Raw genomic sequence first — 19,100 nt, 5'->3', positions numbered from 1 at the left:
GCGGTCGCGGCTTCGACGCCGCCTTGGACCCGGCCCGGGCCGAGGGCCTGCTCCCGGCCCTGGGCTGGTGCGATCCGACACCGCGCGCGGCGCCCGCCTCGACGTCGCGCCGCTGCCCTGCTCTTCGTCCTCGCCCGCGAAGGCATCGCCCTCGACGGTGTCATCCTGCTGCGCCGTGTCTCCTTCCGGGCCGACGAACCCCGGGACGCGCTCATCCGGGCCTCGCGCATCGACCTCCACAACACCGAGACCCGGCGCCGTGCCGTCTCACTCGATCGAGTGCCGGATGATCCGGCGGTAAGACGGGCGCGGCGGGGTAATGGGATGTCGTTCAGCACGCTTTTGCAGAAGGAGCCGAGGATGACCGACGACGCCTACCTGTTCCTGCTCGACGACGCGTCCACGCAGCTCGGCGTGTCGCCGGCCGCCGTCGGTGAACTCGCCTGCATGGACACGCCCGCGGTCCGCGCCTGGCTCGATGCCCAGGGAAGCACGCCGACCTCGCCGCATCTGCGCCTGCTGCCGCCGGAGGAGACGGCGGCCGTGCCCGAGGGCGCCGAGCGGCTGCCCGTCCCGCTGAGCGAGGAGGAGCTGAGCCGTCTGCGCCACGAGATGGTCCCGCAGCCGCTGGCCCGGGTCGAGCAGGAACTGCTCGCCTACCGTGACTGCGCGGACGGGCGGGACGGCCTGATCGGCAAGGCACTGGCCGCCGGTGTGGCACCGCACCGCATCGTCGAGTTGACCGGCGTCGACCCCGCCACGGTGACCGCCGCTGCGAGCAGGTGACGACACCGCGGACATACCTGCGGTCCCGCCAGGCCACGCGATCGGCCCCGCCGGGCGAGAACCGTCCGGCGGGGCCGATCCGCCTGCCCTCGGCAAGCATGCCGTTCCCCGGGGGATGTGCCGCTACGGCGAGGATCACCACCACGGGGCCCGCTGCGAGAGCGGTCCGGATCAGCTGCGAGCAGCTCCGCCATCAGGGCGGCTCGCCGGGACAGGCCTGATCAGCGGCATCAAGCTCCGCCATCAGGTCGGCTGCCGGGGGGCGGTCCTGATCAGCGGTAACAAGCTCCGCCATCAGGTCGACTGCCGGGGAGGCGGGCCGGATCAGCGGCTGCGGGTGAAGACCTTGTCGCGGGTGGAGCCGCCGGCGCACAGCTTCTTCTCGTCGGCCGTCATCTTGCGGGACTTGACCACGACGGCGCTGTGCTTGCCGTCCGTGCCGTTCGGGGCCGGGCCGGTGACGGTGTCGGGCACGAACCAGTAGTAGTGCCCCCACTTGGGGTCGTCGTAGTGAGTCTGCCACGTGCCGGATATCCGCTGCATCACCTGGGCACGTGAGATCCAGCCCACCTCTCCCGGCTTCACGGTCACGGTGAAGGAACTCGTCTCCGTGTGCGAGCTCTGCCAGGTGTAGTTGTACGTCGCGGTCACACTCGCCGTGATGATGCCTTCGATGCCGCCACCCGCCGTTACCGAGCCTCCCACCGAATGAGAGGACCCCACGGTGTCGGCCCAGGACATCGACTGGGACGCGGGCGAGTCGGTGCAGTTGAAGAGCAGTTCGGAGACCTGGCGGGGTTCACCCAGGTAGGCCTCGCCGAGTTTGGGGTCGTTGAAGCTGCACTTGCCCTCCCCGGAAGCGCAGTCGGCCATGATCTGCTCCGGAGTGGGCTGCTCCTCGGCCGCCGCGGGCACAGCCGTAGCGATCACCCCGAGTGCGGTCGCCGTCAACGCCAGCGTGCGGCTGCCGTACCGCAGGGCGTGGTTCCTCGTCATCGTTGCTGCCTCGCATGTGCGTGGGGGGAAAGTGGCCGCAATTGCCCTTGTTCCGGGCGGGATTGTGGTCACTGTGTGATGCCAACGAGGCTCACGTAATCGACGGTCCAGCTACACCAAGAGATGGCAAAGTTGTAATTGATTACCAGAACTGATGAATAGCCAACTTCCCCTGCGCCGCTTGCCTTTCGAGCCGCTCTGGCAGGGCGGCCCGGGGAGCTGCGCATACCGGAGGCCGCGCACGACGAAGGCCGCCGGTGCCACGCGGAGTTCGTGGCACCGGCGGCTCCCGGGGGCAGGCGGGTCAGTCGAGGGGGTCTAGCGTCAGATAGGCCTGGCGCGGGTTGCCGTCATGGACGAGCGATTCATGGTGACCGACGTCGTCGAACGCGAAGGCGTACGCCTTTCCGTCCGCCGTCTGGGCGTGGATCTTGCGCGCGTAGTGGTTGGTGACGCCGTCCTTGTAGAAGTCGGTGGCGCCGGCATCGGGCTGGTTGGGGTTGACCAGCAGGGTCGAGCGGTTGAATCCGGCACACAGCGTGCGTGAGATCGGGCCGCGCACCTGGTCGTTGGGGGCGTCGAGCCTGCGGTGACAGCCGAAGACGGAAGAGGCGTCCGGCTTCTGGAAGCTCGTGACGACCGTGCCGGAGCCGTTGGTGAAGTTCATGACGCCACCGGAGACCCGGCCGTAGTACTTGGTGCCGGGCTGGTCGGCGAAGGGGGACACCGTCAAGGTCGAGTTGGCGTACTTCTGCCAGACGCGGTTGATGTAGTCGTCCATGACGGTGGCCGGCAGAGCACCGGTCTCCACGCCGTACAGCGGTGAGAGCGCGCGCAGCACGGTGCCGTCCGGACGTGTCTGGATCAGGTTGGCCCAGCCTCCTGGCTGTCCCCGCAGGGCGTTGAAGAACCCTTTGTACCCGCCGGGCTTGAGCCGGCCCGTGCTCGTGGTGCTGCCGTCGGCCCGCTGCACTCCGACCGCGTAGGGAGCGGAGAACATGTCCACCTGAGTGCTGTTGATCCACAGGCCCGAGTCGTTGAGCGTGTACTCGGACCAGTTGAACAGGATGTTGCGGTTGGGGTCGGTCGGGTTCTGTACGGCGGGTTGGACCAGGCCGCCGGTGGTGAGCTTGAAGACCAGCTTCTGGCCGTAGGAGAAGTAGACGCGGCCGGAGAACCTGGGCATGCGGATCGTGGTCGACTGCCCTGCCGCCGGGCCCGTTATCGACGCGTCGGGGGCGGGTGAGGGCGGGTTGCCGCCGGCGGGCCAGGGGTGGAAGGTGCCGCTCGCGTCGGCCCAGCCCTGCCGGCCGGTCGAGAGTTCCGTGCCGAGGTTGTAGAGGTACAGCTGCTCGCCGCGGGCCGAGTTGTTGGTGATCTTCAAAGGGATGGTCGCCGGGACGGCGGCATGGGCCGGCGCTCCCGTTCCGGTCGCCAGCAGTGAGCCGGCGAGGACCGTGGCCAGGGACAGCCCCGCGGCCGTGGCCCGGTTCCTGAGAGTTCGCAACACGCTCTGCCTCCGTTCGACGAATGGCCGGTGTGAGAGCGCTCTCAATGTCCCGCCTTGGTCCGTACCTGTCAACAGATGTGCGGCCCCGGTCAGTTCGGGCACCCTGCGCGCAGCGGCCCGCGCAGACAGGAGAGGACGACGACGAAGGGCCAGACCGACTGAAGGGTCGTCACGGCACGCTCGGCGACTCCGGCCACGCCGTGGAGGTGCAACTCGACCAGGAACCAGGCTGCGCCGACCGCCATGACGGTGGTCGCTCCCAGGCACGGGAACGGACGCAGAGCCCACGGCACGGCCGTACCGGCCCGGGCGGCCAGCACCGGCCACGCCGCCAGGACGGCGAAGCCCACGGCGGCCACCGAACCATGACCCAGCGAACCGCCGCTGCTCGGCGCCGGGAACACGGCCACCGCCAGCGCCGCCACCCCGCCGGCCGCGAGAGCCACCCGCCCCGCGGCGGCGGCCGGGCGCAGACCCCAGGCCGTGAGCAGGTGGCAGAACCCCAGGGCGACGAAAGCCGCCGTCATCACCCAGGATCCCTGGTTCCCGGGAGCCGCGAGGACGCTGATCGTCTGGGCGGCGGGGTCGTACGGGGGTCCCTGCAGCGATGCCGCGATCAGCCAGCCCATGATCAGGAAGATGGGCGCACACCCCGATGACACCAGCGCCCATGTAGGTACAGATCGCATCAGGACACCGTAAAGCCGGGCAACCGTCTCCTTCGGGTTCCCCCGCAGGGCCTGCCTCACGTGGCGTAGTCACCCGGCCCGCTCCGCCGGGGAAGCGCACGATGGAACGGTGCGGCCGGGCGTGGAAAGGTGATCGGGCATGGAGCTCACTCTCGTGGTGCTCATCATCATCGTGGGGCTGACGTTCGACTTCACCAACGGCTTCCACGACGCCGCGAACGCGATCGCCACCTCCATCTCCACCAGGGCCCTGACGCCCCGTGTGGCACTGGCCATGGCCGCGGTGATGAATTTCTGCGGCGCCTTCCTGGGCACCGGGGTCGCCCAGACCGTCGGCAGCGGCATCATCGAGGCACCCGAGGCGATCTCGGGTCTGCTTCTCGTGCTGTGCGCACTCCTCGGCGCCATCGCGTGGAACGTCTTCACCTGGTGGCGCGGGCTGCCCACCTCGTCGTCGCACGCCCTGATCGGCGGGCTGGTCGGTGCCGCGCTCGCCGCGTCCGCCACGGTGCAGTGGTCGGGCATCCTCGACAAGGTCATCCTGCCGATGCTGCTGTCCCCGCTGGTGGGGGTGGTACTCGGCTACCTGTTGCACACGGGCATCCTGTGGGTGTTCCGCCGCGCGACACCCCGTCGCACCATGGGACGCTTCCGCGTGGCGCAGACCTTCTCCGCCGCCGCCATGGGTCTGGGACACGGGTTGCAGGACGCGCAGAAGACCATGGGGGTCATCGTCCTGGCCCTGGTCACCGCCGGCTGGCAGGACGACTTCTCGGTGCCGGTGTGGGTGATCGCCGCCGTCGCGATCGCGATGGCGGCCGGCACGTACACCGGCGGGCGCCGCATCATCACCACCCTCGGGCGGCGCATCGTGCACCTCGATCCCCCGCGCGGGTTCGCCGCCGAGACCGCCGCCGCCGCCGTCCTCTACACGACCGCCTTCCTGGTGAAGGCTCCGATCTCCACCACGCAGACGATCACCGCGGCGATCCTCGGCGCCGGCGCCACCCGGCGCTTCTCCGCCGTACGCTGGCAGGTGGCCCGTTCGATCGGTACCGCCTGGATCCTCACCTTTCCCGGAGCGGGGATCCCGGCCGCGGCGCTCTATCTGTTCCTGCACGCCGTCACCGGTCTGTGATCACAGCCGGAGGCCGCCCATGAACGCCCTTCCTGACCGTCGGCGACCCGCGGGATCCCCCGCGGGGGCCCCTGACGGCCTTCCCTCGCCCGCTCGATTCGCGCATCTGCACCCGGAGGACGGCGCCTGCCTGATGGAGGCCGCCGCCCTGCTGGCCTCGGGCCGGTTCACCGACAGCCCGGCCGGGACGCATCCGGCACTCGCGGCCCTGGCCCGGGTGGTCAACGACAGCGTCGGGGACGACGCCCGGCGCGAGCTGTGGCCGCTGGCCGCCGACCTCGCCGACGCCCGCCCCCCGGGCCGCGACTACGCGCCGCTGCTCGTCGGCACGGTGGTGGACGCCGCGCTTCGGGTGCGTCCCGCGTCCCGGCCTCTGGCGCGGTACGGCCGTGCGTGCCGCCGGCGGGCGCAGCGGCTGACCCACGCGCCCGCGGGCGGTGCGGCGTCCCGGGTCGCCGATCCGCTGTGGTGGCGCGGGCCGGGGCGACGGCACCTCGAAGCGGCTCTGCGCGTGCTGTGCGCCGCGCCGGACTCCGAGCGGCTGCTCACCCGGCTGCTGCGGCAGGCCGTGGCGCAGGCGCGGGAGTACACCGACGACCGGGCCGCGGGCCGGGAGGTCTCCTGCAACCGGTAGTCGCGAGGGGCCGTCCTACAGGGCACCATGATCCTCGCAAGCATCGCCGGCCCCCGGGCCGCACCGGTTCGTCAGCTGCTCGCGTTCGCCTGGACCCAGACGCGGGCCTGCGCTTTCGCCATCGCCCTGCTGTCCGGCGTCGCCGTCTCCGCGCTGCTGCCCGAGCTGCCCGTGGCACGCTACGACCTCCTGGTCGTCTACGGCGTGCTGCTCACGCTGGTGTTCTGGGCGCGCGGCCGGGAGAGCGCGCGGGACGTCGCCGTCATCACGGTCTGCCACATCATCGGTCTGGCCTTCGAGTTGGTGAAGGTGTCGCTGGGCTCCTGGAGCTACCCGGAGCCGGCCGTGCTGAAGTTCGCCGGTGTCCCGTTGTACGGCGGGTTCCTGTACGCGGCGGTGGGCAGCTACGTCTGCCGGGCCTGGCATCTTTTCGACCTGGGCCTCGTGCGCTACCGGCCGCGCGCGACGGCCCTGGTCGCCGCGGCCGTCTACGTCAACTTCTTCAGCCACCACTGGCTGCCCGACCTGCGCTGGGTGCTGGCGGGCCTGCTCGTGGCCGTGACGCTGGGGACGTCGGTGCGGTTCACGGTGCGCGGGGTGCGCCGGCGGATGCCGCTGGCGCTGTCGTTCGTGCTGATCGGGTTCTTCCTGTGGGTGGCGGAGAATCTGGCGACCTTGGCCGGCGCGTGGCGGTATCCGTATCAGGAGCACGGATGGGAGCCGGTGGGGGTGGAGAAGTTCGGCGCCTGGGCGTTGCTCATCAGCGTGACGTTCGTGCTGGCGGCGGTCGGACGGCGTACGGGTTCCGAGGCGGCGCGGGACACCGGGTGAGGGCTGCCGGAGGTTGCGGAGTCGTCGCGGAGGCACTCGCCTGAGTATCATCCTATGGACGTAAATCGGGTGATTTGCCTTCGCGGTCGTCACCTACCGTGGCCATCATCGCCGGAGTGAACCATGTCCCGCACCGGCACGACGGACGACGGCGACGAGCTGCTGGCCAGGCTCGGGGCCCTGACCGCTCAGGCGCGTGCGCAGGCCGAGATGCAGAGGTCCCGGGTCGAGCTGGCGATCGCGCTGCAGCGCGGCATGCTGCCGGGGGACCTGCCCGTGGCCCGCCGGCTGCACCTGGCCGTTCGGTACGCGCCCGCGTACCGGGGCCTCGACGTGGGCGGCGACTGGTATGACGCCTTCACCCTGGGCGACGGCCGGATCGGGTTGTCCATCGGCGACGTCCAGGGCCACAACATCGAGGCAGCGGCCTTCATGGGGCAGGTGCGGGCAGGTCTGCGGGCACTGGCGTCGGTGACGAGCGATCCGGGCGAGGTGCTGGCCCGGACCAATGATCTGCTGCTGTCCCTGGGCTCCGATCTGTTCGCCACCTGCACGTTCATGCGGCTCGACCCGTGTGCGGGCGTGCTGGAGAGTGCGCGGGCCGGGCATCTGCCCTGCGTCTGGGCCACGGCGGACGGAAAGTCCGGCCTGACGGAGGACGAGGGCGGGCCGCCGCTCGGGGTGCAGGCCGGGACACCCTTTCCGGTGACCCGTTACGAGCTCGCGACGGGTGGTGTGTTCGTCCTGCTCACGGACGGTGTCGTCGAGGGGCCGTCCATGCGGCTGGAGGAGGGCCTGGACCAGGTGACACGACTCGCGGGCGTGGCAGCGGTGGCGGGCATGGACGTGGACGCGCTCGCAGGCGCGGTGATCAAGGGGGCCGAACGCGTGGGGCATGACGACGACGCCGCCGTGCTGGTCGTCGGCCTGGACGGGCCGGACGCTCAGCCATAGGGCCGCAGCAGGCACGCTCCTGTCTCGCCGAGGCGGCGGCCCCGGTGTCTCATGGCTGCTGTGGTGGGTAGCCGGGATCTGCGTACACGCGCCGTCGTCGCTCTGCAGACGCCGGCCGTCGCCGCCTGTTACTACGTCTCCGCCCAACTGGGGCTGCTGCGGGAGCTGGTCGTCGAGGGCGCGGTCGTCACGCCCATCTGGCCTCCCACCGGCGTCTCGGTCGCCTGCCTGCTGATCCTCGGACTGCGCTGCTGGCCCGGGATCGCCCTGGGAGCCTTCCTCGTCATTCTGTCCCTCACCTCCCTCACGCCCTCAACCTTGTGCGTCCTGGCCGGCAACACGGCCGCCCCCGTCGTCGGCTGTCTGCTGCTGCGACGGGCCGGCTTCCGCACCGATCTCGCACGGCTGCGGGACGGGCTCGCCCTGGTGTTCCTGGGCGCCTTCACCGCCATGCTGATCAGCTCGACCACCGGCGCCGGCACCCTGATCGCCACGGACAAGATCGAATGGCCCGGCTTCTGGGCGGTGTGGCTGGCCTGGTGGGTCGGTGACGCGATGGGCGTGCTCATCGTCACGCCGGTGCTGCTCCTGCTGTCCCGCGTCCGTCTGCCGCTGCCCACGTCGCGCTGGAAGGAGGCGATGGGGCTGGCGGTCATCGCCTGCTGTCTCGTGCCGCTGGCCGCGCACAGCTCGGTCAGCCTGCTGTTCCTCGTCTATCCACTGCTGATCTGGGCCGCGCTGCGGTTCCAGCTGGCGGGGAGCCTGCTGTGCGCGCTCTTCGCCTCGGTCATGACCACGGTGGCGGCGACCGACCGGGTCGGACCCTTCGAACGGCTCAGCCGGGTCGAGGTGATGATGAAGCTGCAGGCCTTCAACGGGGCGATGGCCCTCACGGCTCTGATCCTCTCGGCGGTGATCACCGAGCAGATCCACACACGGCGGTCCGTGGAGCGCGCGTGCCAGGAGCTGGTCGAGGTGCTGGAGCACCTCACCGCGGGCGAGACGGCGGACGGACGGCTTCCGCTGGAGGAGGGCGGGCGCGGGCGCCGGGAGGAGTGAGGACCGGCCCTCCGGCAGCCCGGAGGCCCGGGCTGCCGGGGAGCTGGATCGTTCGGGCCCCCAGGACTGCCGGCGACCTGGCTCGGTCGTGCCCCCGGGACTCTCGGGAACCTGGCTGGCCCTGGATCCGGCTGTCGGGAACCTGGCTGGCCCTGGATCCGGGCTGTCGGGGACCTGGCTCGTCCGGAACCCGGCTTGCCCGGGACCTTAAGCTGGACGTCATGACCCGGGTGGAGGTGCTGCAACTGCTGGTCTCGCCCGCGCACCGGCTGGCCGGACGGCCGTCGGACGGGCCGTCTCCGGGTCCGTCCGACGAGCGGGTCACCCGGGTGGAGGTACGCCGCGGGCTTGGCCTGGTGGGCGACCGCTACTACGCGCGGCCCGCCCACCGGAACGCGGCCGTGACCATCATGGCCGCCGAGAGCCTCCCGGCCGGCGCGGACCTGCGGCACACCCGCCGGAACATCCTGCTCCAGGGCGTCGACGTCGACTCCCTCGTCGGGGCGACGATCTCGATCGACTGCGGCACCGGGCCCGTGGTCTTCGCCGTGCGGCGTCCCGCCCGGCCCTGCGCCTGGATGGACGTGACCATCGGATCCGGCGCACAACGCGCCCTGCGCGGCCGGGGCGGCGTGCGGTGCACCCCGCTGAGCGACGGGGTGCTCACGCTCGGCCCGGCAACGTTCCGGGTCATGGCCGGGGCGGAAGACGGGTCCTGAAGGGCCCGGGCGGTGGGCGCTGGCGGGGCCGGTCGTCAGCCGCCCGAGGGTGGCGTGCGGATGGCCGCGATGTCGAGTTGCAGGCGCACCTTCTCGCTCACCATCGCGCCGCCCTCGGCCAGCCTGCTGTTGTAGGTCAGGCCCCAGTCGGAGCGGTTGATGGTGGTGGTGCCGTCGAAGCCGACGCGGTCGTAGCCGAACGGGTCCGTGACATTCCCGATGTAGGTCATGTCGAGGACGACGGGACGCGAGACGCCTTTGATGGTCAGCTCGCCCGACATGCGGAACAGGTCGGCGCCGGTCTGCTCCACCGCCGTGCTGGTGAAGTGCATTCGCGGATAGGTCGCGGCGTCGAGGAAGTCACGGCCGACCAGGTGCGCGTCACGTTGTTCCACGCCGGTGTCGACGCTCGATGTGAACAGGGTGATATCGGCCCGTGACCGTGTGGGGTCGTGTGCGTCGAAGTACAGCCGGCTTTCGTACTCCAGGAAACAACCGCGCACGGTGGTCACCATGGCATGCCGGACGGAGAAGCCGATCCTGCTGTGCGCGGGGTCGACGACCCATTCACCGGACAGATTGGCCAGCTTGGGGTCCGGCAGCACGGCGGCCGAGGATGCCGGTGCGCCGGTGCGGTGCTGTGGGGGGAAGGGCGCTGCCTGCCGGCGGGACGGCACAACGCGGTTGAACAGGTTCATGGTTCATCTAGGTACTTGAGTTTGGTTATAGCCGCAAGTCCCCTTCCGTTTTGCGGCTGTTGAGAACCGGCCCCTGCCCGCTTTTGCCGTCGCTTTGCACAGAATCCACACACGGTTGTCGCGGCGCATCACCGAATCGACCATGCGAAACTCCCGGAATTTTCATGTCGGGCATATCGGCGAATCGGTGTCACGTCACCTCTATCGCGAGGTCGTTGTCGACGGTGTAGTAAGGGCGGAGCGTGGATCCGTCCGCGTCGACCGACGGGTAGACGTACACGTGCTTGCGGTCCGCCACGTCGTCGAGCAGCCGGCCGACCCTGACGGGCGGTGCCCCGGCGGTGGGGCGGACGAAGACGTCCCAGACCCCCGCCGCTCCCCCGCTGTCGGCCGTCAGGTCCCCGGCTCCGGCGGTGAACGACAAGCCCCTGCCGTCGCCGTCGAGCCGGGGGCCGACGGTCCGTACGGTGTCGGTGCCCCGCAGGCGCAGGCGCACGGTGGCGTCCTGACGGAGCTCGCCGCCGTGCAGACGGACCGCGACCGTGATGGTCCCGTCCCCGAGATCGATGCCGCGGGCTTCCGCGTGGGCGGTGCGCCGCCAGGCCCTGAGGGCGAGGAAGCCGTCCTTCGTGGCGTACGGGATCCGGACCGCGACGGGCGACGGGCGATCGCGCAGATGGCCGTCGACGAGGGCGCGCAGGTCCCGCAGGCCGTGGCGCAGCCGACGGCGCTCCGCCCCGGGTTCCGGCAGCAGGTACACGTCCCAGCGGCCCTCGTCGAGGACCGGATGCGGGTCCAGCACGGCGTGGTGGCCGCCGGCCGGGTCGGTCTCCAGGCCGAGCATGTGGCGGGTCGACTCTGGCAGGCCCTTCTTCGGCCGCAGCCGCAGGAGCAGTCGGGGGTCTGCGGCCGCGACCGGCGGCAACCGGAAAGTGATGCGGCCGTCGGTGTCGATCGTGCAGTCCGCGCGCGGGTGAGGCTCGTGCTGCGGGCCCGGGGGCGCACCCTCGTGCGTGCGGGTCGGCTTGTCCTCCGGCGCGTTCATCGGCGTCCCTTCCGTATGGAGCGCAGTACGCCGGTGGCGGCGGCGTGTGCGGCGTCGCGGGCGGCGTGGCCCCGGCCCGCCAGCGGGCTGTGGCCGCGGTGGTGCCGTGCGGTGGCCGTCCGGCCGGAACTCCTGGCCGCGGCGGCGGCCTCCAGCAGGCGTTCGGCCTGGGTGACGACGGGGCCGGGGGCGAAGCGGCGCGCGTTGTCCAGGGCGGCCCGGCTCATACGGCCACGGCGCTCGTCGTCAGCGACGAGTTCGAGCAGGGCCGCCGCGAGCGCGTCGCGGTCCCCGACCGGTACGAGCCGGCCGTCGACCCCGTCCTCGATGATCTCGCGGGGGCCGTGGGGGCAGTCGGTACTGACGACGGGCAGCCCGCAGCGCATCGCCTCCACGATGGTCATGCCGAACGGCTCGAAGTTCGACGCGGCGGCTCCGATCGACCCCTTGGCCCATTCGGCCTCCATGGGGGTGGCGGCCCCCATCAGGAACACGTGGTTCCACAGCCCGAGCCGCTCGATGAGCAGGCGCAGATTCGCCTGTTCCTCGCCCTTGCCGTAGATGCGCAGCTGCCAGTCCGGGTGGACCGCGGCGACCTGGGCGAACGCCTCGATGAGCAGGTCGTAGCGCTTGACCGGGACCAGGCGGCCCGCCGCGATCACCACCTTGGCGGTGCTGTCGGAGGGAGGCAGCGCGGGGTCGGGGACGCTGTTGGGGAGAGCTTCGACGTGGACCCCGGGCAGCCACATCTTGCGCCGGTAGGCGGCGGCGTCCGCCTCCGTCACGGTGGTGATCACGTCGAGGCGCCGGTACGCGCGGCGCAGGGCGGTGCGCAGCCGCGGCGAGTGGTTGTCGAGCGTGAGGTGCTCCTGGCCGACGCGCAGGACGTGCTGCGGAGCCTGGCGGGCGATGTGCACGTTGAGGCCCGGGCGGGTGCCGATGACGGCGTCGGCGTCGAGCGCTGCGAGGCACTCGCCGATGCGCTGGTCGGTCAGCTCGCTGTACTGGTGGTGCCGGTACTCGGCGGCCGGGAAGACCTTCGCCGGTCTGCCGTGCAGCGGATGGTCCGCCTCCTTGCGCAGGTCCACCAGCGCCCGCAGCCGCACACGTGGGTCCAGGACGAGATGGGGGCGTTCCCGGTGCCGTAAGGCGGAGACGATCTCCACCTCGTGCCGCTCGGCCAGGGCTCCGGCCAGGTTGAACGTGGTGGTGATCGTGCCTCCGATTCCGTAGGCGTTGTGGATCAGGAAAGAGATCTTCATGGTGGCCTAGACCGTGCCGGCGACCCGATCGTTGTTCGCCGTTACCACTCTGTGGCCGTGCCCGGTCGCCGGGCCGAGACGGCCGATTCCGGAACGATCTCGGACAGAAGTGGTCTGGGCCATACCGTTTCGCTCCGGATGTGTGGATAGCTTGATGTGTTTGCCCGCGCATCGTCGCGTCCTCGGGTGCACCCTCGTATCGATCTTCAGGAGACCCATGCGCCCCCGCACCACATCGGTCCCCCGCATAGCCTCCCTCCCGCCCGTCGCCCTGGCCGGCGGTGCGCTGGCCGTGGGGGTCGGCGGTCTGTATCTCGCCGGGCTGCTCCTCACCGGCGGCCAGATCGACTCGGGCACGACCGTGCGCGGAGTGGACATCGGAGGGCTGAGCCGGGCGGAGGCGGTGCGGAAGCTGGAGCGGGAGCTGGGCCCCGCCGGCGCCCGGGAACTGCCCGTGAAGGTCGGCGACCGCACCGGCGCGGTCGATCCGCGACACGCGGGGCTCGCCTACGACGTCGAGGAGACCGTGGACCGGGCGGCCCGTACGGGGGCCGATCCGGTCAGCGTGTTCGGCGGGTTCTTCCGCTCGGGGGGCGACATCGAACCGGTCGTGCGCCTCGACGAGGGCAAGGCCCGGACGGCCCTCGAACAGCTGGCGGAAGGACTCGACCAGACGGTACGGGACGGTGCCGTGAGCTTCGACCACGGGCACGTGCGGACCGTCGCGCCGCGGACGGGGTACGCCCTGGACGTGAACGCCGCGGTCGAGCCCCTGCGCGAGTCCTTTCTGCGGGGCGGTACCGGTACGGCCACGGCCCTGCCCACCCGCGAGACCCGGCCGAAGGTCACCGCCGGCGAGGTGCGGCGGGCCGTGCGCACCTTCGCGGAACCCGCCATGTCGGGCCCCGTCACGCTCACCGCGGCCGGCCGGCGCTTCACCGTCGGCCAGGACACGCTGGGCGAGCACCTGACCATGCGGCCGGACGGCGCCGGCAGGCTCCAGCCGCAGCTCGACGCCAAGGGCCTGCGCGCCGAACCCACCGTGGCCGGCCCGCTGGACGCCGTCACCACGACCGCCGAGAACGCGAAGCTGCGGCCGCAGGGCGACAGGGCCGTGGTGGTCCAGGACGCCACGGTGGGGCAGTCGGTCGACGACAAGGCGCTGGGCAAGGCCGTACTGCCACTGCTCACCGAACCGGTCGCCGACCGCAGCGGCGACGTGCAGATACGCCGGACCCGACCGGAAGTGACCCGGGAGAACGCCGCCCGGTTGGGGCTGACGGAGAAGATGTCCTCCTTCACCGTCCACTTCGAACCGGCCGAGTACCGCACCAAGAACATAGGCCGGGCCGTGGAACTCATCAACGGTTCCCTCGTACGCCCGGACGAGACCTGGAGCTTCAACCGGACCGTCGGTGAGCGCACCGAGGCCAACGGCTTCATGGACGGCATCATCATTCTCGACGACAAGTTCACGAAGGCCTCCGGCGGCGGGGTGTCGTCCGTGGCGACGACCGTGTACAACGCGCTGTTCTTCGCCGGGGTCAAGCCCGTGGAACACGGTGCGCACTCGTTCTACATCGAGCGCTACCCCGAGGGCCGCGAGGCGACGGTCGCCTGGGGCAGCCTGGACCTGCGGTTCACCAACGACTCCGGCAAGGCCCTCTACATCCAGGCCGAGTCCACGGACACCTCCGTCACCGTCTCCTTCCTCGGCACCCGAATGTACGACGAGATCAAGTCGGTCACGGGGCCGCGCACCAACGTGACGAAGCCGGAGAAGACGGTGAGCGACGACAAGGAGTGCGTGCCGCAGACACCGCTCGAAGGGTTCGACGTGACGGTGGAGCGGGTCTTCTACAACGACGGCCGTGAGGTGAGGCGGGAGCCGTACCGCACGCACTACACGCCGCGTGACGAGATCGTCTGCGAGTGACCTCCCCGTTCGCCCCCGTCCGCAACTCTCCCTTCCGACGCGAGCGTTGACCCCGCTCGCAAGCGCCAGCACAATGAGCCACCACTGATTGAGAGCGCTCTCAAGGGAGATCCATGACTGGCAGACAAGGCCCGGCGCTCAGCCGGCGTTCGCTGATCGGTGCCGGACTCGGTATCAGTGCCGCAGGGCTCACGGCCGGCCCGGGGCAGGCCTTCGCGGCCGACCGCCCCGTGGCGCGGCGCGTCTCGGCCCCGGTCCGGGGGTACGCCTTCCTCGCCGCAGCCATGGACGCCTACCCCGACCACGGCGACATCCGCCTGGCGCAGAGCTACACCGACCAGGCGGGTCTGTTCAGCACCGCGTTCACCTACGACAACGCCCTCGCGCTCCTGGCCCACCTCGCGACCCGGACCCCGGCCGGCTTGATCAGGGCCAAAGCCCTGGGCGACGCTCTGCTCCACGCCCAGAACCACGACCCGGCCCACGACGACGGCAGGCTCCGGCAGGCCTACAACACCGGGCCGTACACCTTCTACGACGGCTCGCCGCAGCCCGACGGCTTCGTGCGGGCGGACGGCACCGCCAACGTCGGTACGCAGTTCGGCTTCACCGGCACGGCCGTCGGCGACATGGCCTGGGCGGGTATCGCGCTCGGCGCCCTGGCCCACCGCACCGGGGCGCGCCGCTTCCTCGACGGTGCGGTGCGCATCGGCCAGTGGATCGAACGGACCGGCCGGACCGACGAGCCCCTCGGCGGCTACAAGTTCGGGGTGGACGGGGCGAATCAGAGGCTGCCGTTCACCTCGACCGAACACAACACCGACCTGGTCTGCCTGTTCGGCCGGCTCGCCCGGCTGACCGGCGACCGCGTGTGGCTGGAGCGGCGCGGGCGGGCCGAGGCGTTCGTGCGCCGGATGTGGGAACCGTCCGGGGGCTTCTTCTACACCGGCACGAACGACGGTGTGACGGTCAACAAGTCCCCGGTTCCGGAAGACACGCAGACCTGGACGCACCTCGCGCTCACCTCCCGCCGCCACTCCCGCTCGCTGGACTGGGCGGTCGCGGAGCTGGCCGTCCTGGACCACTCCGGACGCACCAACAGCACCGTGCCCGTGGGGCAGTCGTACGAGGGGGTCACCTTCAGTTCGGCGAGTCTCCTCGCGAACGAGGACGCGCCGATCGCCGACGGCCGGCCGAAGCCCGACCGCAACGGGGTGTGGTTCGAGGGGACGGCACACCTCGCGCTCGCCCTGCGTGATCGCGGGAGGCCTGGCGACGAGGCGCGTGCCCGGCGTCTGCTCGCCTCGATCGAGCGGGCGCAGGACCTGCTGGGCGACGGTCAGACCGTCGGGGGCAGACCACTGCCCGGGCGCAGCGGGGTCGTGTCCGCCAGCAGCCCGTTGGACACGGGCTTCGGCTTCGGTTACTACCCCTACCGTCACACCGGCGCGACGGCCTGGTACCTGATGGCCGCTGCCCGGTTCAATCCGCTCCGGGTGTGACGGCAGGCCCGATCCGCGGCCGGGCGAGACCGCAGGGCCCGATCCGCGGCCGGGCGAGACCGCAGAGCCCGATCCGCGGCCGGGCGACCGCAGGGCCGTATCCGCGGCCGGGTGCGGCGGACCGGGCCGGCCGCCCGTCAGGCGAGGCGGTGGACCGCCTGGGTGGTGAGCTCGTAGCGGGCTCCGACGATCGCCAGCTTGCCGGTGCCGATCCGGGCGGCGAGTTCGGGTTCCGCGGCCAGCCGGGAGCGCACGAGCCGGACGTTGGCGCTCACGGTCGCGTCGATCCGGGCGTCCCCCTCCTGGCCGTGGTCGATGGCGGGGCTTATCCGGTCGACGAGGTACTGCATGTGGGCGGGCAGACGCTCCCCGGACTGCTCCGCCTGCACGGCGGCGCGCACCGCGCCGCACGACTGGTGGCCGAGGACGACGACCAGCGGTATGCCGAGCTCCAGTACGCCGTAGGCGACACTGCCGAGCACGGCCTCGTCCAGGACCTCGCCGGCGGTGCGGACGGTCATCAGGTCGCCCAGACCCTGGTCGAAGACCAGCTCCGGGGGGACACGCGAGTCGATGCAGCCGAGCACGACCGCGAAGGGGTGCTGGGCGGTGACCAACGTCCGCCGGACGGCCGGGCTCTCGTGCGGATGGCGTTCGCGGAAGGCCCGCCAGCGGCGGTTGCCCGCGGCCAGCTCCCGCAAGGCCTGGACCGGGGTGCCGGGTCGCGGCTCCGCTGGGCCGGTGGCGGGGACGGCGGTGGCCGTGTGCGCGGCGCCCAGGCCCGCGCCCAGGACCGCGGCCCCGGTCAGCGCGCTGCGCAGCAGGGTCCGGCGGACGGTGCCGTCGGCGGGGGGCCGTGAACCGGCGGAGGAGTGGGGTTCAGGGCCGGTGCCTCTGTGGGAGGTGGCATGTGAGTTCACGGCCAGAACGTATGCCCGAATGCGCTGCCGGCCGGGTTCCTTGCCGTTTCATGGTGTGAGTTGGGTGAGTGATGTTCTTACCTTGAACGGCCTTTGACGGTCCCTCAGGCAACCAGCGGGAACGCCCGGGCCTTCCGGCCCGGGCGTCCTGTCATGCGGGGCGATCAGACCAGGTCGAACCGGTCCAGGTTCATGACCTTGACCCACGCCGCGACGAAGTCCTGGACGAACTTCTCCTTCGCGTCGTCGCTCGCGTAGACCTCGGCGAGGGCGCGCAGCTCGGAGTTCGAGCCGAAGACCAGGTCGGCGCGGGAGCCGGCCCACTTGACCTCGCCCGTGGCGGCGTCGCGGCCCTCGAACGTGGTCTGGTCCTCGGTCGTCGACTTCCACTCGATGCCCAGGTCGAGCAGGTTGACGAAGAAGTCGTTCGTCAGCGAGCCGGGGGTCTTGGTGAAGGCGCCGAGCTGGGACTGCTGGTAGTTGGCGCCCAGCACCCGCAGGCCACCGACCAGGACGGTCATCTCGGGGGCGCTCAGGGTGAGCAGGTTGGCGCGGTCGAGCAGCAGGAACTCGGCCGGCAGGCGGTTGCCCTTGCCGTGGTAGTTGCGGAACCCGTCGGCGGTCGGCTCGAGCGCCTCGAACGACTCGGCGTCGGTGTGCTCCTCCGTCGCGTCCACACGGCCCGCGGCGAAGGGCACCTCCACCTGGTAGCCCGCTTCCTTGGCGGCCTTCTCGACCGCGGCGGTGCCGCCGAGGACGATCAGGTCGGCCAGGGAGACCTTCTTGGCGCCGGCGCCGGCGTTGAAGTCCTGCTGGATGCCCTCCAGGACGCGCAGGACCTGGGCCAGCTCGTCGGGCTCGTTGACCTCCCAGCCGCGCTGCGGCTCCAGGCGGATACGGGCGCCGTTGGCACCGCCGCGCTTGTCGCTGCCGCGGAAGGTGGACGCAGAGGCCCAGGCGGTGGACACCAGCTGCGAGACGGACAGGCCCGACTCCAGGAGCTTGGTCTTGAGGGTGGCGATGTCACCGTCGTCGATGGTCTCGCCCTCGGCCTCCGGCAGCGGGTCCTGCCACAGCAGGGTCTCCTCCGGGACCTCGGGGCCGAGGTACAGGGACTTGGGGCCCATGTCACGGTGGGTCAGCTTGAACCAGGCGCGGGCGAAGGCGTCCGCGAACTCCTGCGGGTTCTCGTAGAACCGGCGGGAGATGGGCTCGTAGATCGGGTCGAAGCGCAGCGACAGGTCGGTGGTGAGCATCCTCGGACGGTGCTTCTTCGACGAGTCGTGCGCGTCCGGGACGATCTCCGGGGCGTCCTTGGCGACCCACTGGTTGGCGCCGGCCGGGCTCTGCTCGAGCTCGTACTCGAACTCGAAGAGGTTCTTGAAGAACCCGTTGCTCCATTGGGTCGGGGTGGTGGTCCAGGTGACCTCCAGGCCGGAGGTGATGGCGTCCCCGCCCTTGCCCGTGCCGTAGGTGCTCTTCCAGCCCAGGCCCTGCTCCTCCATGGAGGCGGCCTCGGGGTCGGCGCCGACGTTGTCGGCCGGGCCGGCGCCGTGGGTCTTGCCGAAGGTGTGGCCACCGGCGATCAGCGCGACGGTCTCCTCGTCGTTCATCGCCATGCGGCGGAACGTCTCACGGATGTCGCGGGCCGCGGCGATCGGGTCCGGGTTGCCGTTCGGGCCCTCGGGGTTGACGTAGATGAGGCCCATCTGGACGGCGCCGAGCGGGTTTTCCAGCTCACGGTCGCCGGTGTAGCGCTTGTCGTCGAGCCAGGTGGTCTCGGGGCCCCAGTAAACGTCCTCCTCGGCCTCCCAGACGTCGGCGCGGCCACCGGCGAAGCCGAAGGTCTCGAAGCCCATCTGCTCCAGGGCGACGTTGCCGGTGAGGATCAGGAGGTCGGCCCAGGAGATGGACTGGCCGTACTTCTTCTTCACGGGCCACAGCAGGCGGCGGGCCTTGTCGAGGTTGCCGTTGTCCGGCCAGCTGTTGAGCGGGGCGAAGCGCTGCTGACCGGCGCCGGCGCCGCCGCGGCCGTCGCTGATGCGGTACGTGCCGGCGCTGTGCCAGGCCATGCGGACCATGAGCGGGCCGTAGTTGCCGAAGTCGGCGGGCCACCAGTCCTGCGAGTCGGTCAGCACCTCGGCGATGTCCTGCTTGACGGCGTCGAGGTCGAGATTCTTGAACGCCTCGGCGTAGTCGAAGTCCGTGCCGAGGGGATTGGCCACATCGGGGTTCTTGGCGAGGATCTTCAGGTTGAGCCGCTCGGGCCACCACTGGCGGTTGCCACCGCCCTGGGTCGGGTGCAGGGCGCGGCCGTGCGCCACGGGGCAGCCGCCTCCCGTCTCCTCCGACTTCGAGTCGGTGACGATCGCGTCGTGGTTCTCAGTCATGGAAATCCTTCCGGACGGGGTGGATCACAGT

General features: G+C 71.1%; 17 protein-coding genes. 9 read left to right on the top strand and 8 right to left on the bottom strand.

What is annotated here, in order from left to right:
• Positions 1-360: 360 nt before the first annotated feature.
• Positions 361-786 (top strand): DUF6003 family protein, encoded by a 426-nt coding sequence (locus tag ACIQU3_RS20680; RefSeq protein ID WP_403730994.1) that lies wholly within the window; start codon positions 361-363, stop codon positions 784-786.
• A 324-nt stretch (positions 787-1,110) separates the two neighbouring features.
• Here the strand turns inward: ACIQU3_RS20680 and ACIQU3_RS20675 are convergent, their stop codons facing one another.
• The 3 genes from ACIQU3_RS20675 to ACIQU3_RS20665 all read right to left on the bottom strand — a co-directional run bounded on the left by ACIQU3_RS20675 (position 1,111) and on the right by ACIQU3_RS20665 (position 3,981).
• Positions 1,111-1,782, bottom strand: a complete 672-nt coding sequence (locus ACIQU3_RS20675) for a hypothetical protein (protein ID WP_403730991.1) — start codon at positions 1,780-1,782, stop codon at positions 1,111-1,113.
• A 304-nt stretch (positions 1,783-2,086) separates the two neighbouring features.
• The gene (locus ACIQU3_RS20670; RefSeq protein WP_403926954.1) at positions 2,087-3,292 is read right to left on the bottom strand and encodes a glycoside hydrolase family 64 protein; all 1,206 of its coding nucleotides are present in this window, start codon (positions 3,290-3,292) and stop codon (positions 2,087-2,089) included.
• A gap of 89 nt (positions 3,293-3,381) precedes the next feature.
• Positions 3,382-3,981 (bottom strand): DUF998 domain-containing protein, encoded by a 600-nt coding sequence (locus ACIQU3_RS20665; protein ID WP_403730985.1) that lies wholly within the window; start codon positions 3,979-3,981, stop codon positions 3,382-3,384.
• 139 nt (positions 3,982-4,120) lie between these two features.
• Between ACIQU3_RS20665 and ACIQU3_RS20660 the strand changes: the two genes are divergently transcribed.
• The 6 genes from ACIQU3_RS20660 (at position 4,121) to ACIQU3_RS20635 (ending at position 9,316) form a co-directional block, all read left to right on the top strand.
• Positions 4,121-5,119, top strand: coding sequence for an anion permease (locus tag ACIQU3_RS20660; protein ID WP_403926952.1), 999 nt, complete (start codon positions 4,121-4,123; stop codon positions 5,117-5,119).
• A 133-nt stretch (positions 5,120-5,252) separates the two neighbouring features.
• Positions 5,253-5,753, top strand: a complete 501-nt coding sequence (locus tag ACIQU3_RS20655; protein WP_403926949.1) for a hypothetical protein — start codon at positions 5,253-5,255, stop codon at positions 5,751-5,753.
• A 27-nt stretch (positions 5,754-5,780) separates the two neighbouring features.
• Positions 5,781-6,584 carry a DUF817 domain-containing protein gene (locus ACIQU3_RS20650; protein ID WP_403926947.1) on the top strand — a complete coding sequence of 268 codons (804 nt, stop codon included), beginning with the start codon at positions 5,781-5,783 and terminating at the stop codon, positions 6,582-6,584.
• 123 nt (positions 6,585-6,707) lie between these two features.
• The gene (locus ACIQU3_RS20645; protein WP_403926945.1) at positions 6,708-7,538 is read left to right on the top strand and encodes a PP2C family protein-serine/threonine phosphatase; all 831 of its coding nucleotides are present in this window, start codon (positions 6,708-6,710) and stop codon (positions 7,536-7,538) included.
• A gap of 60 nt (positions 7,539-7,598) precedes the next feature.
• A complete protein-coding gene (locus ACIQU3_RS20640) occupies positions 7,599-8,597 on the top strand; it encodes an MASE1 domain-containing protein (protein WP_403927125.1) in 999 nt (332 codons plus the stop codon).
• A 221-nt stretch (positions 8,598-8,818) separates the two neighbouring features.
• Positions 8,819-9,316: a molybdenum cofactor biosysynthesis protein gene (locus ACIQU3_RS20635; protein ID WP_403926942.1), complete on the top strand. Its 498-nt coding sequence runs from the start codon at positions 8,819-8,821 to the stop codon at positions 9,314-9,316.
• 35 nt (positions 9,317-9,351) lie between these two features.
• Here ACIQU3_RS20635 and ACIQU3_RS20630 read toward each other — a convergent pair whose 3' ends face one another.
• The 3 genes from ACIQU3_RS20630 to ACIQU3_RS20620 all read right to left on the bottom strand — a co-directional run bounded on the left by ACIQU3_RS20630 (position 9,352) and on the right by ACIQU3_RS20620 (position 12,321).
• Positions 9,352-10,014 carry a YceI family protein gene (locus ACIQU3_RS20630; RefSeq protein ID WP_403926939.1) on the bottom strand — a complete coding sequence of 221 codons (663 nt, stop codon included), beginning with the start codon at positions 10,012-10,014 and terminating at the stop codon, positions 9,352-9,354.
• A 190-nt stretch (positions 10,015-10,204) separates the two neighbouring features.
• Positions 10,205-11,059 (bottom strand): transferase, encoded by an 855-nt coding sequence (locus ACIQU3_RS20625; protein WP_403730963.1) that lies wholly within the window; start codon positions 11,057-11,059, stop codon positions 10,205-10,207.
• On the bottom strand, positions 11,056-12,321 hold the full coding sequence (locus ACIQU3_RS20620) for a glycosyltransferase family 4 protein (protein ID WP_403730960.1): 1,266 nt from the start codon (positions 12,319-12,321) through the stop codon (positions 11,056-11,058). The genes ACIQU3_RS20625 and ACIQU3_RS20620 overlap by 4 nt, the downstream gene beginning before the upstream one ends.
• Before the next feature lie 217 nt (positions 12,322-12,538).
• On the opposite strand from ACIQU3_RS20620, the gene ACIQU3_RS20615 reads away from it, so the two are divergent.
• Together ACIQU3_RS20615 and ACIQU3_RS20610 are read left to right on the top strand one after the other, a co-directional pair.
• Positions 12,539-14,257, top strand: coding sequence for a VanW family protein (locus ACIQU3_RS20615; RefSeq protein WP_403926937.1), 1,719 nt, complete (start codon positions 12,539-12,541; stop codon positions 14,255-14,257).
• Between the two features lie 113 nt (positions 14,258-14,370).
• Positions 14,371-15,759: a Tat pathway signal sequence domain protein gene (locus ACIQU3_RS20610; protein ID WP_403926935.1), complete on the top strand. Its 1,389-nt coding sequence runs from the start codon at positions 14,371-14,373 to the stop codon at positions 15,757-15,759.
• Positions 15,760-15,896: 137 nt separating this feature from the next.
• Here the strand turns inward: ACIQU3_RS20610 and ACIQU3_RS20605 are convergent, their stop codons facing one another.
• The gene (locus tag ACIQU3_RS20605; protein ID WP_403730951.1) at positions 15,897-16,679 is read right to left on the bottom strand and encodes a carbonic anhydrase; all 783 of its coding nucleotides are present in this window, start codon (positions 16,677-16,679) and stop codon (positions 15,897-15,899) included.
• 164 nt (positions 16,680-16,843) lie between these two features.
• Complete coding sequence (gene katG / locus ACIQU3_RS20600; RefSeq protein WP_403730948.1) at positions 16,844-19,069, bottom strand: catalase/peroxidase HPI; 2,226 nt, start codon at positions 19,067-19,069, stop codon at positions 16,844-16,846.
• Positions 19,070-19,100: the final 31 nt, after the last annotated feature.

It is taken from the genome of Streptomyces sp. NPDC101110, from assembly GCF_044759525.1.
In the GTDB taxonomy this organism is placed as follows: domain Bacteria; phylum Actinomycetota; class Actinomycetes; order Streptomycetales; family Streptomycetaceae; genus Streptomyces.
This window is presented reverse-complemented; position numbering and strand designations above follow the sequence as displayed.

What these genes read in the sequence shown, in the direction of transcription:
- ACIQU3_RS20610 (WP_403926935.1), top strand. Translation starts at nt 14,371, where the DNA reads ATGACTGGCAGACAAGGCCCGGCGCTCAGCCGGCGTTCGCTGATCGGT.
- katG (WP_403730948.1), bottom strand. Translation starts at nt 19,069, where the DNA reads ATGACTGAGAACCACGACGCGATCGTCACCGACTCGAAGTCGGAGGAG.
- ACIQU3_RS20665 (WP_403730985.1), bottom strand. Translation starts at nt 3,981, where the DNA reads ATGCGATCTGTACCTACATGGGCGCTGGTGTCATCGGGGTGTGCGCCC.
- ACIQU3_RS20630 (WP_403926939.1), bottom strand. Translation starts at nt 10,014, where the DNA reads ATGAACCTGTTCAACCGCGTTGTGCCGTCCCGCCGGCAGGCAGCGCCC.
- ACIQU3_RS20635 (WP_403926942.1), top strand. Translation starts at nt 8,819, where the DNA reads ATGACCCGGGTGGAGGTGCTGCAACTGCTGGTCTCGCCCGCGCACCGG.
- ACIQU3_RS20615 (WP_403926937.1), top strand. Translation starts at nt 12,539, where the DNA reads ATGCGCCCCCGCACCACATCGGTCCCCCGCATAGCCTCCCTCCCGCCC.
- ACIQU3_RS20620 (WP_403730960.1), bottom strand. Translation starts at nt 12,321, where the DNA reads ATGAAGATCTCTTTCCTGATCCACAACGCCTACGGAATCGGAGGCACG.
- ACIQU3_RS20650 (WP_403926947.1), top strand. Translation starts at nt 5,781, where the DNA reads ATGATCCTCGCAAGCATCGCCGGCCCCCGGGCCGCACCGGTTCGTCAG.
- ACIQU3_RS20680 (WP_403730994.1), top strand. Translation starts at nt 361, where the DNA reads ATGACCGACGACGCCTACCTGTTCCTGCTCGACGACGCGTCCACGCAG.
- ACIQU3_RS20675 (WP_403730991.1), bottom strand. Translation starts at nt 1,782, where the DNA reads ATGACGAGGAACCACGCCCTGCGGTACGGCAGCCGCACGCTGGCGTTG.
- ACIQU3_RS20660 (WP_403926952.1), top strand. Translation starts at nt 4,121, where the DNA reads ATGGAGCTCACTCTCGTGGTGCTCATCATCATCGTGGGGCTGACGTTC.
- ACIQU3_RS20625 (WP_403730963.1), bottom strand. Translation starts at nt 11,059, where the DNA reads ATGAACGCGCCGGAGGACAAGCCGACCCGCACGCACGAGGGTGCGCCC.
- ACIQU3_RS20645 (WP_403926945.1), top strand. Translation starts at nt 6,708, where the DNA reads ATGTCCCGCACCGGCACGACGGACGACGGCGACGAGCTGCTGGCCAGG.
- ACIQU3_RS20655 (WP_403926949.1), top strand. Translation starts at nt 5,253, where the DNA reads ATGGAGGCCGCCGCCCTGCTGGCCTCGGGCCGGTTCACCGACAGCCCG.